This is a genomic window from Propioniciclava soli, from assembly GCF_014858005.1.
GTDB lineage: Bacteria > Actinomycetota > Actinomycetes > Propionibacteriales > Propionibacteriaceae > Propioniciclava > Propioniciclava soli.
Genome location: NZ_JACYOT010000004.1, coordinates 220,113 through 235,450 on the forward strand (window position 1 = coordinate 220,113; position 15,338 = coordinate 235,450).

At 72.9% G+C, this 15,338-nt stretch carries 12 protein-coding genes; 9 read left to right on the forward strand and 3 right to left on the reverse strand.

Annotated elements, in window-relative coordinates:
* The first annotated feature begins 30 nt into the window (after positions 1–30).
* The 6 genes from IFY26_RS03850 to IFY26_RS03875 all read left to right on the forward strand — a co-directional run bounded on the left by IFY26_RS03850 (position 31) and on the right by IFY26_RS03875 (position 10,395).
* The gene (locus IFY26_RS03850; RefSeq protein ID WP_232547675.1) at positions 31–999 is read left to right on the forward strand and encodes an AAA family ATPase; all 969 of its coding nucleotides are present in this window, start codon (positions 31–33) and stop codon (positions 997–999) included.
* 8 nt (positions 1,000–1,007) lie between these two features.
* Positions 1,008–2,282 carry a DUF58 domain-containing protein gene (locus tag IFY26_RS18085; RefSeq protein WP_232547676.1) on the forward strand — a complete coding sequence of 425 codons (1,275 nt, stop codon included), beginning with the start codon at positions 1,008–1,010 and terminating at the stop codon, positions 2,280–2,282.
* Positions 2,282–4,672 carry a transglutaminase-like domain-containing protein gene (locus tag IFY26_RS03860; RefSeq protein WP_232547677.1) on the forward strand — a complete coding sequence of 797 codons (2,391 nt, stop codon included), beginning with the start codon at positions 2,282–2,284 and terminating at the stop codon, positions 4,670–4,672. Before IFY26_RS18085 ends, IFY26_RS03860 begins: the two co-directional genes overlap by 1 nt.
* Positions 4,669–9,087: an FtsK/SpoIIIE domain-containing protein gene (locus IFY26_RS03865; RefSeq protein ID WP_232547678.1), complete on the forward strand. Its 4,419-nt coding sequence runs from the start codon at positions 4,669–4,671 to the stop codon at positions 9,085–9,087. Before IFY26_RS03860 ends, IFY26_RS03865 begins: the two co-directional genes overlap by 4 nt.
* Positions 9,088–9,579: 492 nt before the next feature.
* Complete coding sequence (locus IFY26_RS03870) at positions 9,580–9,987, forward strand: DoxX family protein (protein WP_416046552.1); 408 nt, start codon at positions 9,580–9,582, stop codon at positions 9,985–9,987.
* A 141-nt stretch (positions 9,988–10,128) separates the two neighbouring features.
* Positions 10,129–10,395, forward strand: coding sequence for a hypothetical protein (locus IFY26_RS03875; protein WP_232547680.1), 267 nt, complete (start codon positions 10,129–10,131; stop codon positions 10,393–10,395).
* A 102-nt stretch (positions 10,396–10,497) separates the two neighbouring features.
* Here IFY26_RS03875 and IFY26_RS03880 read toward each other — a convergent pair whose 3' ends face one another.
* Both IFY26_RS03880 and IFY26_RS03885 read right to left on the reverse strand, forming a co-directional pair.
* Positions 10,498–10,890, reverse strand: coding sequence for a VOC family protein (locus tag IFY26_RS03880; protein WP_232547681.1), 393 nt, complete (start codon positions 10,888–10,890; stop codon positions 10,498–10,500).
* Positions 10,891–10,906: 16 nt separating this feature from the next.
* Positions 10,907–11,701, reverse strand: a complete 795-nt coding sequence (locus IFY26_RS03885) for a helix-turn-helix transcriptional regulator (RefSeq protein ID WP_232547682.1) — start codon at positions 11,699–11,701, stop codon at positions 10,907–10,909.
* A gap of 51 nt (positions 11,702–11,752) precedes the next feature.
* On the opposite strand from IFY26_RS03885, the gene IFY26_RS03890 reads away from it, so the two are divergent.
* The 3 genes from IFY26_RS03890 (at position 11,753) to pruA (ending at position 14,755) form a co-directional block, all read left to right on the forward strand.
* On the forward strand, positions 11,753–12,226 hold the full coding sequence (locus IFY26_RS03890) for a DUF6912 family protein (RefSeq protein ID WP_232547683.1): 474 nt from the start codon (positions 11,753–11,755) through the stop codon (positions 12,224–12,226).
* Between the two features lie 5 nt (positions 12,227–12,231).
* A complete protein-coding gene (gene ku, locus IFY26_RS03895) occupies positions 12,232–13,035 on the forward strand; it encodes a non-homologous end joining protein Ku (protein ID WP_232547684.1) in 804 nt (267 codons plus the stop codon).
* 91 nt (positions 13,036–13,126) lie between these two features.
* A complete protein-coding gene (gene pruA, locus IFY26_RS03900; protein ID WP_232547685.1) occupies positions 13,127–14,755 on the forward strand; it encodes an L-glutamate gamma-semialdehyde dehydrogenase in 1,629 nt (542 codons plus the stop codon).
* Positions 14,756–14,774: 19 nt separating this feature from the next.
* Here the strand turns inward: pruA and IFY26_RS03905 are convergent, their stop codons facing one another.
* Complete coding sequence (locus tag IFY26_RS03905) at positions 14,775–15,248, reverse strand: DUF2505 domain-containing protein (protein WP_232547686.1); 474 nt, start codon at positions 15,246–15,248, stop codon at positions 14,775–14,777.
* Positions 15,249–15,338 lie beyond the last annotated feature (90 nt).

Genomic DNA, 15,338 nt, shown 5'->3' on the forward strand with positions numbered 1-15,338 from the left:
ATCTTGATCGAGGAGACGGAGTGAGGACTCATGAGCATCACCGCCGAGCAGGCGACGTGGTTCGCGCAGACGTTCGACCAGCTGGTCGGCAACGTGGGCGTGGCGATCCGCGGCAAGGAACGGGTCATCCGGCTCGCCGTGACGTGTCTGCTGTCCGAGGGGCACCTGTTGCTCGAGGACAACCCGGGCACGGGCAAGACGGTGCTCGCCAAGTCGCTCGCCGCGACCGTGGACGGGACGCACACCCGCATCCAGTTCACCCCCGACCTGCTGCCGAGTGACCTCATTGGCGTCACGGTGTACGACCAGAAGGAACAAACCTTCGAGTTCCACCAGGGGCCGGTGTTCGCCACCATCGTGCTGGCCGACGAGATCAACCGCGCTTCGCCGAAGACGCAGTCGGCGCTGCTGGAGGTGATGGAGGAGTCCCGGGTCAGCGTCGACGGAGAGACCCACGCCGTGGGGCGTCCGTTCATGGTGATCGCGACGCAGAACCCGATCGAGCAGGCCGGCACCTACCGGCTGCCCGAGGCGCAGCTGGACCGTTTCCTCATGAAGAGCTCGGTCGGCTACCCCGATCTCGACGTCACCGTGGAGCTGCTCGCCCAGGCCGCGAACCGTGACAGGGCGGCCGACGTCGCGCCGGTCATCGCCGCCAACGCCGTGTCGCAGATGGCCGCGTTCGCCAACCAGGTGCACGTGGAGGAGGCGATCCTCGCCTACGTCGGGCACCTGGCGGAGGAGTCCCGCCGCCACACCCACGTGAAACTCGGCATCTCGGTGCGCGGCTGCCTGGCCTACGTCCGCGCGGCGAAGACGTGGGCGCTCTCGCAGGGACGCTCTTACGTCATCCCCGACGACATCGCCGACCTGGCGGTGCCGATCATGAGCCACCGCCTCCTGCTGAACGCCGAGGCGCAGTTCTCCGGGGTGAGCCCGGAGAGCGTCATCGACGACCTGTTCGCCGCCGTCGCCGCCCCGGCCGACCGCGTCCACTGAGGAAGCCCGTGCCCGCCACACTCCTGCCGCCCCGGCTCGCGCCCCTGGCCCGTCGCGTCGCGACGGGCGCCACGCGCGCGGCCGAGGCCGCCCGGCCGGGGGTCGCCGCGCTGCGCCGCGGCCTGACGATCGTGTCGGGCCTGGGCTGGGCCTGCCTGGCCCTCGGCGTCGGGGCCCTGGTGGCGGGGTGGGCGCTGGGCTGGCAGGAGTTCCGCATCCTCGGCGCGAGCCTGCTCGTCCTGCTCGGCCTGGCGGTGCTGTTCACCCTCGGACGCACCCAGCTGGAGGTCGGTTTCGAGCTCGACCCCGTGCGGCTCGGGGTGGGGGAGTCGGCCGCCGGGCGCCTGCACGTGGTGAACGTCGCCCGGACGCCGCTGCTGCCCGTCGGACTCGAGGTGCCGGTCGGCCTGTCCGCGGCCCGGTTCACCCTGCCGGCGCTGCGGCCCGGTGGCGCGTTCGACGACCTCGTCGTCATCCCCACCTCGCGCCGCGGGGTGATCGACGTCGGGCCCGTCCGCACCCAGCGTGGTGACCCCTTCGGCCTTCTGCGCCGCGAGCTGGCGTGGACGGAGCGGATCGAGCTGTTCGTCCACCCCCGCACGGTGGCGCTCGGTTCGCTGGGTGCCGGGCTGCTGCGCGACCTCGAGGGCCAGACCACCAATGACGTCTCGATGAGCGACCTCGCCTTCCACACCCTGCGCGAGTACGTGCCGGGCGACGACCGCCGCTACATCCACTGGCGGAGCTCGGCGAAGCGTTCCGGAGCGACCGGAACGAGCGCCTTCCTCGTCCGCCAGTTCCTCGACACGCGGCGCACCCATCTCGCCATCGTCGTGGACGTCGCCGAGGCGTCCTACGCCGACCCCGAGGAGTTCGAGATCGCACTGTCGGTCGGCGCGTCCGTGACGCTCCGCGCGCTGGCCGACGAGATGGACACCACCGTGGTGTGCGGCGAGCACGCCGCCATCGCGCCGGCGCCCCACCTCGCCCTCGACACCTACAGCCGAGCCGACTTCGGCCTGCCCACGCTCCAGGCGTCCACCGCACGGCTCAACACCCTCGCGCCCGACGTCAGCGCCGTCGTCCTCGTCACCGGCCCCCACACCCCCTTCGAGACGCTGCAGCGCGCCCGGGCCCACCTGGCGCCCGAGGTGCGCATGGTCGTCGTCCGGGTGGACGCCGCCGCGGAGCCGGCCCTGCGCGACACCGGTGGCATCACGGTCGTGACCCTGGCCGACCTGGCCGACCTGCCGCTCGTCCTGCTGGGCGGGGTGACACAGTGATGCAGGTCATCCGCCCGGGCGGCGAGCGTGCGGCCGCGAGCACGACGTCCGGCCGCACCCTGTCGCAGACGCTCACGCTGTTGCGGCCCGGCGTGGACGACCTCGTGGACGCCGCGTTCGGCCTCGCCCTGGGGCTCGTCGCCTTCCTGGGGCTGGCCACCACGTTCAGCTCGGGCCGCTACCTCGCCGTCGCCGCGCTCGCGTTGCTGCTCGGCACCGCCCTCGCCCACCTCACGAACCGGCTGCGGTGGCCGTGGCCCGTCGCGTTCGGCCTGGCCCTGGTCACGAACTACCTGCTGGGTGGGGCGGTGGCGCTGCGTGAGGATCTGGTGGCCGGCGTCCTGCCGTCACCGGCCACGATCGCCGGCCTGACCACGCTGCCTGTCACCGGCTGGAAGGACCTGCTCACCACGGTGCCGCCCGTGGCTGGCGACGGGCCGTACGTCGTGCTGGTGTGGGTGAGCGGGCTGGTTGCCGGCGTGGCCGGGTATCTGCTGGCGCGGCGTTCCAGCGCCCCCGGGGCCGCGCTGGTGGTGCCGGTCGCCCTGCTGGCACTGGTCATTCTCGTCGGCACGTTCGAGGGCGCGAACCGCGGCCTCGTGGGCGTGGGCGCGACCGTGCTCGGCTTCGCCTGGCTCGTCGTGCGCGAGCGCCGGCGCCGCACGTTGGCCAGCACCGGCATGGCGCGCACCACCCGGTGGGTGAGCGCGGCGCTGCTGCTGGCGGTGGCGGTCGCCGGTGGCGTCGGCGTCGCGGCGCTGCTGCCCGGGCCGCACCAGACGCCGCGCGTGGTGCTGCGGACCTACGTGCAGCCGCCGTTGGACGTCGAGAAGTTCCCCTCCCCGCTCGCCGGCTTCCGCAAGTATTCCTCCGACGGGCAGCGCCTGTACGACGAGCCGCTGCTCCGGGTGGCGGGTGCGGCGCCGGGCTCGCTGGTGCGCATGGCGGTGCTGGACGACTACGCCGGCACGGTGTGGAGCGCCTCGGGCGGCGCGCCGGGCGACCCGCGCAGCGGGTTCCGTCGCATCGGCTCGGTGATCCCGGGCGCACCGGACCGGCCGACGAACACCGTGCTCATCACGGTGCTGGCCGGGTACGCCGCCACGAGCGACCTCAACGTGTGGCTGCCCGCCGCCGGCCCGGCCACCGACATCCAGTTCGCCGGAGAGAACGCGCGCGACCACCGGGCCTCGGTGCGCTACAACATCGGCACCGGCCAGGGGGTCGTGCCCGACCGGTTGAAGGAGGGCGACGAGATCTCGGTCACGTCGGTCGCCCTGCCCACCGATCTGGACGGCCTGCCCGCCCCCGAGGGGCCCGTCGTCGTCCCACCGGCCTTCACCGACGCGATGGCCCCGGCGGCGGACCGGATCGGGGCGGCCGCCGGCGACCCCTGGTCTCGGGCCACCGAGATCGCCCGGGTGCTGCGCACCGACGGCTTCTGGAGCAACGGCACCCGGGCGGGGGAGCAGCAGTACCTGCCGGGCCACGGGCTCGGGCGGCTCGGCACCTTCACCACCGAGTTGGTGGGCAGCGACGAGCACTACGCCGCCAGCTACGCCCTCATGCTCAACGCCCTGGGCTACCCCGCCCGCGTCGTGCTGGGCGGCGCGGTGGGCGAGGACGAGATCATCCGCGGCCGCGACGTCCGCGCGTGGGTGGAGGTCAGCCTCGCCGGCCGCGGCTGGGTGACGGTACCCACCGAGACGTTCACGCCGAGCCGCGACAAGCAGCCGAACACCACACCGCCCCGCACCACCGACCAGAGCCCGGCCGTCAACGTGCCGCCGCCGGCGCCGGTGCAGCCGCCCGGTTCGTTCGACTCGCTGTTCAACACCGGCGCGCCGGGCGACCTGCTGGAGCGACCCGACCTGCCCTACGACTGGCTCGGGTTGGTCGTCGCGGTGCTCCGGGTCGTCGGGCCACCGCTCGCGGTGATCCTGGCGTTCGCGATCGCCGTCCTCGGGTTGAAGGCCTGGCGGCGGCACCGCCGCCGCACCCGGGGCGCCGAGTCGACCCGCGTCGTCGGCGGCTGGATGGAGTACGTCGACCGGGCGCGCGATCTCGGCGCCACCGTGCCGGCGCAGGCCACGCGGCTGCAGCAAGCCAGCGCCGTGGGCTCGCCGGAGGCCGTCGCCCTGGCGCAGGGTGCGGACCGGGTCGTGTTCGGCTCGGCCGAACCGGACGCCGACGCGACGGCGGGCTACTGGGAGGATGTGATGGCCTCCCGCGCCGCCGCCGTGGCCGGGCTGCCCTGGTGGCGCCGGTGGGCCACCGCGCTCAACCCCCGCTCGCTCGTCCCGCTCGCCCAGGAGGCGCGGGCCCGCCGCGTTCGCACGTCCCCGTCCGCTCCTGCCCCTGAGACCCCGCCCACCGGGAGGCGTCCGTGAAGCTCCGCCTGCAGCTCGACCGCGGCACCACCGACCCCGTCGACGTGGCCCTCACCTGCGACAGCACCGCCACGGTGCACGATGTCGCCGAGTTCCTGGCCGTGGCCGATCCGGCGACCCCCGAGGGTGCCGTGCCACCCGCGGACCTGACGCTCTCGCTGGGCGGTGCCCGGGGGCGTGGCCTCGACCCGAGCCTGCCCATCGTCGACAGTGGCCTGCTTTCCGGCCAACGGGTGTCGCTGACCCGGGCGGGGGACCAGTTCGTCGCCGAGCGCAGCGCGCCGGCGGCGGTGCTCCGGGTGGTGGCGGGGCCGGACGCCGGCCGCGACCACCCGCTCCACACCGGATCCAACGTCGTGGGTCGCGGACGGGGCTGCCAGGTGCGGTTGTCGGACCCGATGGTGTCACGCCAGCACGTGCGGCTGAACGTCAGCGACGTCGTCGAGGTCGCCGATCTCGGCTCGGCGAACGGCATGGCCGTCAACGACGCCCCCGCCGTCCGGGAACACCTGCGCACGGGTGATCGGGTGAGCGTCGGCGACACCGACTTCGTGGTGCGCCTGCTGCGCAACGAGGCAGCCGAGGGGCGGGCCGAGGGCAGCGCCGTGCCGTTCATCCGCTCCCCGCGCCTGGTGAAGATCTTTCCGGGGGACAAGTTCGAGGCCCCCGAGCCACCCGAGCGGCCGCGTCCGGACCACTTCCCCCTCGCGATGGTGCTCGTGCCGCTGCTGATGGGTGCCGTGCTCTTCGCCGTGACCCAGACGTGGATCACCGTCATCTTCATCATGATGATGCCGCTGATGATGATCGCGCACTGGCTGGAGACGCGCGCCTCCGGGCGGCGGGACCACCGGGAGGCGCTGCGGCTCTTCCGCTTCGACATCGCCACCCTGCGTCACGACGTCGGGCAGGCGAACCAGCGCGAGATCATGAGCCGGCGGCTGGAGAATCCCTCGGCCGGCGAATGCGTCGCGGCGGCGTCCGACCGCAGCCCGCTGCTGTGGTCGCGCCGGACCGACTCACCCGGCTGGGCCGAACTGCGCGTGGGTACAGGGACGGTGCCGCACCGCAGCGTCATCGAGATGCCGAGCGCGAAGAAGGCGCCGCGCGAGCTGTTCAACGAGCTGGGCGCGGCGCTCGAACCGGTGCGCGAGGTCCACGACGTGCCGGTCATCGTCCAGCCCGCCCAGGAAGGCGGCGTCGGCGTCGCCGGCCCCCGGCCGGTCGCGGCGGCGCTGGCCCGCGCGCTCGTCGTCCAGGCCGCGGCGCTGCACTCCCCGGAGGAACTGGCGATCGGCGTGGTGGCGTCGGCGCGCACCGCGCCCGACTGGGACTGGCTGAAGTGGCTGCCGCACACCGACGGCCCGCGCAGCCCGGTCGACGTTCCCCACCTGGCGGCCACCGACGGCGGGGCCACGCAGCTCGTGTCGGCCCTGACCGAGCTCGCCGCCGGCCGGGCGACCGACAAGAACCTCCGCTCGGTCGCGATCAAGACGCCGGTGTTCGTGCTCGTCGTCGAGCACGACGCCCCCGTGGAGTTCGCCCGGTTGACCGAGCTCGCCGAGAAGGGGTGGCAGCAGGGCGTCCACGTGGTGTGGGTCGCGCCCGAGGTCGCGCAGCTGCCGGCGGCGTGCCGGACGTTCGTGGACGTCACCGACGCCCCGAGCGGCGACGTCGGCTACCTGCGGACCGGGGACCTGGTGGCGCCGGTGCGGCTGGAGACCGTCGAGGCGGACGCCGCCGCGTCCTTCGCGCGGGGGCTGGCGCCGGTGGAGGACATCACGGGGCTGTCGGAGGACAGCTCCGACCTGCCGCGCAGCACGGCGTGGCTGAACTTGGTCGGCACCGGTCTGGGGGACGAACCGTCGTTCGTCGTCGAGCGGTGGCTGGAGAACCGGTCGGTGTTCTCGGGGCCGTACGCCCCCGCCGTCCTGCCGCGCAAGCCAGCGCAGCTGCGGGCCACGCTCGGCGTCAACGCCGGCGGGTTGCACCAGCTCGACCTGCGCGCCGACGGGCCGCACGCCCTGGTGGGCGGCACCACCGGTTCGGGCAAGTCGGAGCTGCTGCAGACGTGGATCCTGGGCATGGCGGCGTCCAACAGCCCCGAGCGACTGACGTTCCTGCTCGTGGACTACAAGGGCGGCTCGGCCTTCGCCGAGTGCAACGACCTGCCGCACACCGTGGGGTTGGTGACCGACCTGAACTCCAACGGCGTCCGCCGGGCGCTCACCTCGCTGGCCGCTGAGCTGCGCCACCGCGAGGAGGTGCTGCACCGGTACGCGGCGAAGGATCTGGTCACCCTCGAGAAGACCCACCCGGCGGCGGCCCCGCCCAGCCTGGTGATCATCGTCGACGAGTTCGCCGCGCTGGTGCAGGAGGTGCCCGATTTCGTGGACGGCGTCGTCAACGTGGCCCAGCGGGGGCGCTCCCTGGGGTTGCACCTGATTCTCGCGACGCAGCGCCCCGCGGGCGTCATCAAGGGCAACCTGCTGGCCAACACCAACCTGCGCGTGGCGCTGCGGGTGGCGGACATCGACGACTCCACCGACGTCCTCGGCATCCCCAATGCCGCCTACTTCGACCAGGACACCCCCGGCCGGGCCATCTCGAAGACAGGGCCGGGCCGCTTCATCACGTTCCAGACCGGCTACGTGGGTGGGCACACCGGCCAGGTGGTCGCGGCCCCCGACATCGCGGTGCGTGAGCTGGGGTTCTCCCGGTCCGTGCCGTGGGAGCGGCCGTTCAGCGCGGACGAACCCCTCGACGAGCCGGGCACCCACGACCTGGGGCCCAACGACATCGCGCGCATCGTCGACACCATCACCGCTGCCCACGAGCGCGCCGAGCTGCCGGCGCCCCGCAAGCCGTGGCTGCCCGATCTGCTGCCGCACTACGCGCTGGGCTCCCTGCCGAGCCGGCGCCGGGACGACGCCCTGGTGTTCGGCATCGCCGACGACGCGGACGCCCAGGCCCAGCCGACGATCGCCTTCCACCCCGACGTGGAGGGCAACATGGCGGTGTTCGGGGCGTCGGGCTCCGGCAAGTCGACGCTGCTGCGGACGCTGGCCATCGCGGCGGGATACACCGTGCGGGGTGGGCCCTGCCACGTCTACGGGCTCGACTTCGGTTCGCGCGGCCTGGCGATGCTGGAGGACCTGCCACACGTGGGCAGCATCATCGTCGGCTCCGACGAGGAGCGGGTGCAGCGCCTCGTCACCTGGCTGCGGGACGTGTGCGAGGACCGCGCGGCGCGGTTCGCGGCGGTGAACGCCTCGACCATCACGGAGTACCGCCGCCTGGCGGACGCCCCCGAGGAGCCGCGCATCCTGGTGCTGCTCGACAACGTCGGCGCGATGCGCAACGCCTACGAGGTGTCCAGCAACGCATGGGTGTTCGACACGCTGATCCAGGTGGCCGGGGACGGCCGGCCGTTGGGCGTCCACCTGCTCGTGACTGCCGACCGGCTCAACTCGGTGCCGACCGCGCTGGCCGCGGCGATCCAGAGCCGCGTCGTGCTGCGGATGGCCGACGTGAACGACTACGGCTTCGTCGGCGTCCCCCACGACATCCTCACGCCCGACTCGCCCCCGGGGCGGGGCATCTACGCCGACCGGGAGATCCAAGTCGCGTTGCTGGGGGACAGTCCCGACGTGGTGGCCCAGGCCGAGGCGGCCCGCGGGTTCCGGGTGTCCATGGAGCGCGCGGGCGTGACGCCGGCACCGGCGATCCGGCGGCTGCCGGAGCAGGTGTGGTTCGGCGAGCTCCCGGCCGAGGAGGACGGCCGTCCCGTCCTGGGCGTGCGCAGCGACGACCTGGGCACCTGGACGTTCGAACCCACCGGCTCGTTCATCGTGTCGGGTCCGCCCGGATCGGGGCGCACGACGGCGGTCCGGTCGCTGGTGCGGGCCCTGCGGCGGCGCGATCCCGCCTGGCGGACGGTGCTGCTCACCGGGCGCCGCGTCGGCCTCGCGCAGGGCGAGAACTGGACGCACGCGGCGGTCGGGACCGAGAAGGTCGAGGAGATGGCCACCCAGCTGATGGACGACCTGCGCGAGCTGGAGGCGTCCGGCGCAGGGTCGCCGCTGAAGCTGGTGCTCGTGCTCGAGGCGGTGGACGAGCTGGCGAACTCCGACGCCGAGTCCACGCTGTCGGAGTTGGTGGCGCTGGCGCTGGCCAACGACGTGTTCGTGGTGAGCGAGGGGGAGGTGTCGGCCCTGGGCGGCAGCTACGGGCTGATGGCGGCGGTGAAGGTGTCGCGGCGCGGCCTCGCCCTGCAGCCCGACTCCGGGGATGGTCAACTCGTCTACCGCACCGACTTCCCCATGCGGGCGCGCAGCTCCCAGTTCCCGGCGGGTCGCGGCTTCCTCGTCGCCCTGGGCCGCACCGAGCTGGGTCAGGTCGCGGTGCCGGACTGAGCCGGGCCGGGGTGGTGGCTCCCGGACGGGGCCGTGCCGCCCGCGTCCGGCTTGCAGTGGCAAGGCCGCCTCCCTGGCGTTGACGCGACCTCCCTGCCGTTGACGCTGCCTCCCTGTCGTTGCAGCCGCCCCCCTGTTCGATTCCTACGACCCTGACGTTGCAGCGCTAGGGCGCTGCGTTCCGGTCAGGGAAGCGTGCCTAACGGCAGGGAGGACGTCCGAACGGCAGGGGGGCGGCCTCCCTTGCTCGGCCAGGTGGACGCCGTCGCCCGCGCACGTCTGCCCGCGGGCCCGCTTGGTCTGTGCGCCACAATGGCGCCCATGTCAACATCGCATTCCGCGCCAGGTGGGGCCTCGGACGCCGACCTTACTGCCGCCAGCCCGGGCCCTCCCGTGTCCGAGGGCACAGGCCGCCCCGCCCGTGGGGGAGCCGTCCCGGCCCGGGGTGACGCGCCCCCGGCTCGTCGGGGCGTGGGCGAGGTCCTGCGCCACATCGGCCGATGGGCGCTCGGCCTGTCGCTGCTGAATGCCGGGATTGGGCACCTGACACACCTGCGGCAGGAGTTCCAGGCGCAGGTCCCGCCGTGGCTCCCGCTCGATCCCGATTTCGTGGTCGTGGCGTCGGGCGTGGTCGAGATCCTCCTCGGTGTCGCCCTCGTGCTCGCGCCCCGGCGCTTCCGGCCAGCGCTCGGCTGGATCGTGGCCGTCTTCTTCGTCGCAGTCTTCCCCGGCAACATCTCCCAGTACGTGACGCAGACGGACGGCTTCGGCCTCGACACCGACCAGGCGCGTCTCATCCGGTTGTTCTTCCAACCGCTGCTCGTCCTCTGGGCCCTGTGGTCCACCGGTGCCTGGCGGGACCGGCGTCGTCTCTGGGGCCAGGTGCGCGGCCGGAACTGAGCGGTCGCTGGCCGGGGGAGTGCTCCCCATGGCGCGATCGGCGAACCCCTCGTAGGTTGAATTCATCGAAGCGACACCGGGTCGCGATCGAGATACAGAACCAGAGGCTCCTGCGGGGGCCGACAGACGAAGGGAGACACCATGTCGGGCATGGTCGGAATGGACATTGCTGGCGTTCGTGCGCTGTCGAAGCTGATGCTCAGCAAGGCGGACGAGATCGACAACGCCGCCAAGGCGATCACCAAGCAGCTCAACTCCGTGAAGTGGGTTGGCAACGACGCGCAGCGGTTCCGCAACGACTGGAACGGGCGGCTGACGAGCAACATCCGCACGGTGACCGATGCGCTGCGCACGGCGGGCAAGCAGGCCTCCCGCGACGCCGACGAGCAGGAGAAGGCCTCCTCCTGAAGCTGAGCCGACGAGCCGCACCGAGCCGGCGCGGCACCACTGCTCACCCGAACGCCCCGGTCCACCTGGACCGGGGCGTTCGCCGGTTTGCGGGCCCGGAAGTCAGACCCCGGGGTAGCTGTCGAGGTTCCAGGCGTTGCCCTCGGGATCGGCCAGGGCTGCGTTGCGGCCACCGTGCGGTGCGGCGTCCGGCGCGCTGAGCACGCGACCGCCGGCCGCCATCCCCGCAGCCAGCACGGCGTCCACGTCGGCGTCCTCGGCCACGACCAGGTTGACCGTGGTGCTGCCCGGCGTCATCCAGTCGGCCCCGGCGCCGGCGGAGCCGAGCATGACGCCACCCGTGTCGCGCCACTGGAGCTGGGCGTGGTGGACGACGGCGGGGTTGGTGTCGTCGCGCACGACGAGGCGTTCGGAGAATCCGAGCGCCCGGAGGAAGGCTAGGGCCGCGTCCGCGTCGCGGTACTTCAGGCAGGCGTAGAGCTGTGGTGTCGTCATGGGGTTCACTGTGCCCTCACTCGACGAGGGGGTCTTGCACGATCGGGAACTCCGCCAGCGTCGCCGTAGGCGTCAACCCGGCGAACCGCCGCCACTCGCGGGTCAGGTGGGGTTGATCGGCGTAGCCGGCCGCCGCCGCGGTCTGGGCCAACGGGACGCCGCGGGCCGCCAGCGTCCGCGCCCGGTCGAAGCGGGCGACCTGGGCCACCTCCTTGGGGCTGAGGCCGAACTCCGCCACGAACAGGTTCCGCAGGTGGCGGCGGCTGATGCCCAGCTCGCCCGCCACCTCCTCGACCCGACGCGGCGCACCGGTCAGCCGCCGCCACCCCTGTTCGGCCACCGGATGCGCCGCCCGTCCGGCGCGCCCGAGGCGTCCCAGCAGGTGCTCCTCCAGCACCGTGAATCGTTGCGCCCAGCCCAGCGGAGCCAGCCGTTCGTGCAGGCACCGCGGCAGGGCGGCGCCGAGCTCGTCACCGGGCACCAAGGCCGAGGCGAGTGGCGCAGCGGGGACGCCGAGCAGCGCGCGCGATCCGCGGGGGGTGAGCCCGAGCTGCAACCCGACCTGGCTGCCGTGGGTGCGAATGAGCGACGGCCGGGTGTGCAGGCCCGCCGCCAGCGTCCAGAACCGGCCGGACGCCGTCTCGCCCACCCACCCGCAGTCCAGCGGTGCGTCGAAGGCGATGATGGCGGTGAGGGCCGGGGACGGCACGCCGTGGTGCACGGCGTCGGTGGGCAGCCGGTAGTCGTACCCCACGCAGCTGGCGACGTACGGGCGCAGTGCCGGGTGCAGCGGACGCGTGACGGACCCCATGCCCGGAACGGTACGCCGCGTCCGGCGCAACCGCGTGTCATGCTGGGGGCCATGCTCGTCTTCGTGCCCCTGGCCCCCGCCGACCTCGCCGCCTGGGCGTCCGGCGACGACCGCGCGGGACGCGGGTTCGCCGCGACGCCGGGGTTCCTGCGCACCTTCGGCATCGCCCGCGGTGACGACGAGGACGCCGACCTGACGCTGCTGGAGATCGCGGCTCTGAACGGTCTGCTGCACCACGGCGTCCGCATCGTCGCGGTGTGCGACACCACCGACCTGACGGTCGACGACAGCGCCGACGCCGAAGCCGACTTCGGCGCCGTCACCCTGCCGCCCACGGGCTACGGACGTGTCACCAGCCTTTTCACCGACGACGCCGACGGCGCGGCGCTCGCGGCGTCGGTGCGCGACCAGGTGGCGGGGTTGAACCTGCCGGACGCCTGGGACGCCGAGGCGACCCGTCCGCTGCTGGCCGACGTCGACCTGCTCTGGCACAGTTCCACCGAGTGGGAACGCCTGTCACACTAGGCACCATGCCCAGAAGCCTGTGGAAGGGCGCGGTCAGCTTCGGCCTGGTCACGATCCCGGTCAAGCTGTACTCCGCGACGGAGGAGAAGGACGTCACGTTCCGTCAGGTGCACCCCGCCGACGGCGGCCGCATCAAGTACAAGCGCGTCTGCGAGGTCTGCGGGGAGGAGGTGCCCTACTCCGAGATCGCGAAGGGCTACGAGACCGCCGACGGGCGCATGGTGATCCTGGAGGCGTCCGACTTCGAGGACCTGCCGTTGCCGACGGCCAAGCAGGTCGAGATCGTCCAGTTCGTCGAGGACGGCGAGATCGACCCGACCGCCCACAACAAGTCGTACTTCCTGGAGGCCGAGGGCCCCGGGGCCAAGCCGTACGTGCTGCTGCGCGAGGCACTGCGGAAGGCCAAGAAGGTCGCCCTGGTCAAGGTGGCGCTGCGCTCGCGCGAGTCGCTCGCGCTGATCCGCGCCACCGACGACCTGCTCGTCATGCAGACCCTGCTGTGGCCCGACGAACTGCGTGACGGGGCGTTCGCCGCGCCGGACAGCGAGATCAAGGCGTCCAAGGGCGAGGTCGACATGGCGAAGATGTTCATCGACCAGCTGACCGCCCCGTACGAGCCGGACACCTTCACCGACTCCTACCGCGAGGCGCTGGAGCAGGTCGTCGCGGCCAAGCTCGGGGACGCCCCGGCGCCCGAGGCGGCCGAGGTCGAGGCCGGGGGCGGCGACGTGGTCGACCTGGTGGCAGCGCTCAAGGCATCGGTCGAGGCGGCGAAGAAGCGTCGCGAACAGGCGGCCAAGACGGGCTGATTTGGCGTCAGGGCGCCGCCAGACGCGCGAATCTCCGCCCTGGGCAGGATCTCGCTGGGAGCTCGACGCGGGTGAGCCGTACCATGGGGCCATGGACGCCGTGACCCGAGTTCCCCTGCCCGTCAACGAGCCCGTGCTGACCTACGCGCCCGGATCGGCCGAGCGCGCGGCCCTCGAGGTGCGCCTCGCGGAACTGGCCGCGGCACCGCCCGTCGCCCTCGACGCCTGGATCGGCGGGGAGCGGCGTCCGGGCTCGGGCGAGGAGCTCGCGGTGTGCATGCCGTCCGACCACGCCCACGTGCTCGGCACCGTCCGCTGCGCGACGCAGGCGGACGCCCGCGCGGCGATCGACGCCGCCCTCGCCGCCGCGCCCGCCTGGGAGGCGCTGCCGTTCGACGAGAAGGCCGCGATCTTCCTGCGCGCCGCCGAGCTGATCGCCGGGCCGTACCGCGCGACCATGAACGCCGCCACGATGCTCGGCCAGGGCAAGACCGTCCAGCAGGCCGAGATCGACTCCGCCTGCGAGCTCATCGACTTCCTGCGGTTCAACGTGCACTTCGCCCAGCAGATCATGGCCGACCAGCCCGAGAACTCCCCGGGCGTGTGGAACCGGATGGAGTACCGCTCGCTGGAGGGCTTCGTCTACGCGATCACCCCGTTCAACTTCACCGCCATCGCCGGCAACCTGCCCACCTCGGCCGCCCTCATGGGCAACACCGTCGTCTGGAAGCCGGCGCTCACGCAGACGTTCGCCGCCCACTTCCTGGTGGAGGTGCTCCAGAAGGCGGGTCTGCCGGCCGGGGTCATCAACATGCTGCCGGGCCACGGCCAGGACGTGTCCGAGGTCGTCCTGGCCGATTCGAACTTGGCCGGCATCCACTTCACCGGCTCCACGGCGGTGTTCCAGGGGCTGTGGCAGGAGGTGGGCGCGAACATCGCGCAGTACCGCAGCTACCCGCGTCTGGTGGGGGAGACCGGTGGCAAGGACTTCATCCTCGCCCACCCGTCGGCCGACCCGAAGGTCACCGTGACCGCCCTGATCCGGGGCGCGTTCGAGTACTCCGGCCAGAAGTGCTCCGCCGCGTCGCGTGCCTACATCGCGAAGAGCCTGTGGCAGACCATCAAGGACGACCTCGTCGCCCAGACCGACGCCCTCGCCGTCGGCGACGTCCGCGATCTGACCAACTTCACCAGCGCCGTGATCGACGAGCGGGCCTTCCGCAAGCTCAGCAAGGTCATCGACGCCTGCCACGCTGACCAGGGCATGGAGGTCGTCGCCGGCGGCACCTACGACGATTCGGTGGGCTGGTTCGTCCGCCCGACCATCGTGACCTCCACCGATCCGGACGCCGACATCTTCGTCACCGAGTACTTCGGACCGATCCTGGGGGTGTACGTCTACGACGACGACGACTTCGAAGCCGTGCTCGACCTCGTGGACGGCGCCAGCGCCTACGCGCTCACCGGGGCCGTCCTGGCCACCGACCGGGGGGCCATCGAGCTGGCGTCGCGACGCCTGCGCTTCACGGCGGGCAACTTCTACGTCAACGACAAGCCCACGGGCGCGGTCGTGGGCCAGCAGCCGTTCGGCGGGGCCCGGGCGTCCGGCACCAACGACAAGGCCGGCTCGATGTGGAACCTCATCCGCTGGGCCAGCCCGCGGGCGATCAAGGAGACCTTCGACGCCCCGACGGCGACGTCCTACCCCCACATGGGCTGAGCGGACGCCGCCGCGCGGCTCAGCGCCCCTGCAGCCAGCGCTGCCCGGCGCGCTCCTGCGCGGCGAGGGCGTCCAGGATCTCCGGGGCGGCCTTCTTCTCGATGGAGCGGCCCATCAGCGGCACGTTGACGGTGAGGTCGCCGTCGTAGGTGAGTTGGGTGCCCGACGCGGTCGGGACGAGCCGGAACGCGGCCCCTGCGGTGACGGGCGCGCCCGGCACGGTGATCGTCAGCTGACCGCTGCGCGCGCCGTCGGCGTCCGCGTCGCCGTAGGCCGTGTCCAGCACCAGCGTCAGGTGGGGGCCGAGGAAGGTCCTGACCTCGGCGGGTGAGGGGACGGCCACCTCCACGGCCGTGCGTGCCGCCGTGGCGACGACGCGCTGCTCGACCGCACCGGCCTCGGTGGCCATCTGCGTGAGGAACGCCTCGTCGGTGAGCATCGCGTGCACCTCGGCGGGGGTGGCGGGGTAGGTCTGGCGTGCGGACAGCTTCATGCCCCTCTGCCTACCGGGTCGCCCACCCCGAGCACAAGCGGGAGCGCCGCGAACGCGGGGGCGTCGCGCCGCCGCAGCCGCCGCGACGCG

What these genes read in the sequence shown, in the direction of transcription:
- IFY26_RS03850 (WP_232547675.1), top strand. Translation starts at nt 31, where the DNA reads ATGAGCATCACCGCCGAGCAGGCGACGTGGTTCGCGCAGACGTTCGAC.
- IFY26_RS03860 (WP_232547677.1), top strand. Translation starts at nt 2,282, where the DNA reads ATGCAGGTCATCCGCCCGGGCGGCGAGCGTGCGGCCGCGAGCACGACG.
- IFY26_RS03875 (WP_232547680.1), top strand. Translation starts at nt 10,129, where the DNA reads ATGTCGGGCATGGTCGGAATGGACATTGCTGGCGTTCGTGCGCTGTCG.
- IFY26_RS03880 (WP_232547681.1), bottom strand. Translation starts at nt 10,890, where the DNA reads ATGACGACACCACAGCTCTACGCCTGCCTGAAGTACCGCGACGCGGAC.
- IFY26_RS03885 (WP_232547682.1), bottom strand. Translation starts at nt 11,701, where the DNA reads ATGGGGTCCGTCACGCGTCCGCTGCACCCGGCACTGCGCCCGTACGTC.
- IFY26_RS03890 (WP_232547683.1), top strand. Translation starts at nt 11,753, where the DNA reads ATGCTCGTCTTCGTGCCCCTGGCCCCCGCCGACCTCGCCGCCTGGGCG.
- ku (WP_232547684.1), top strand. Translation starts at nt 12,232, where the DNA reads ATGCCCAGAAGCCTGTGGAAGGGCGCGGTCAGCTTCGGCCTGGTCACG.
- pruA (WP_232547685.1), top strand. Translation starts at nt 13,127, where the DNA reads ATGGACGCCGTGACCCGAGTTCCCCTGCCCGTCAACGAGCCCGTGCTG.
- IFY26_RS03905 (WP_232547686.1), bottom strand. Translation starts at nt 15,248, where the DNA reads ATGAAGCTGTCCGCACGCCAGACCTACCCCGCCACCCCCGCCGAGGTG.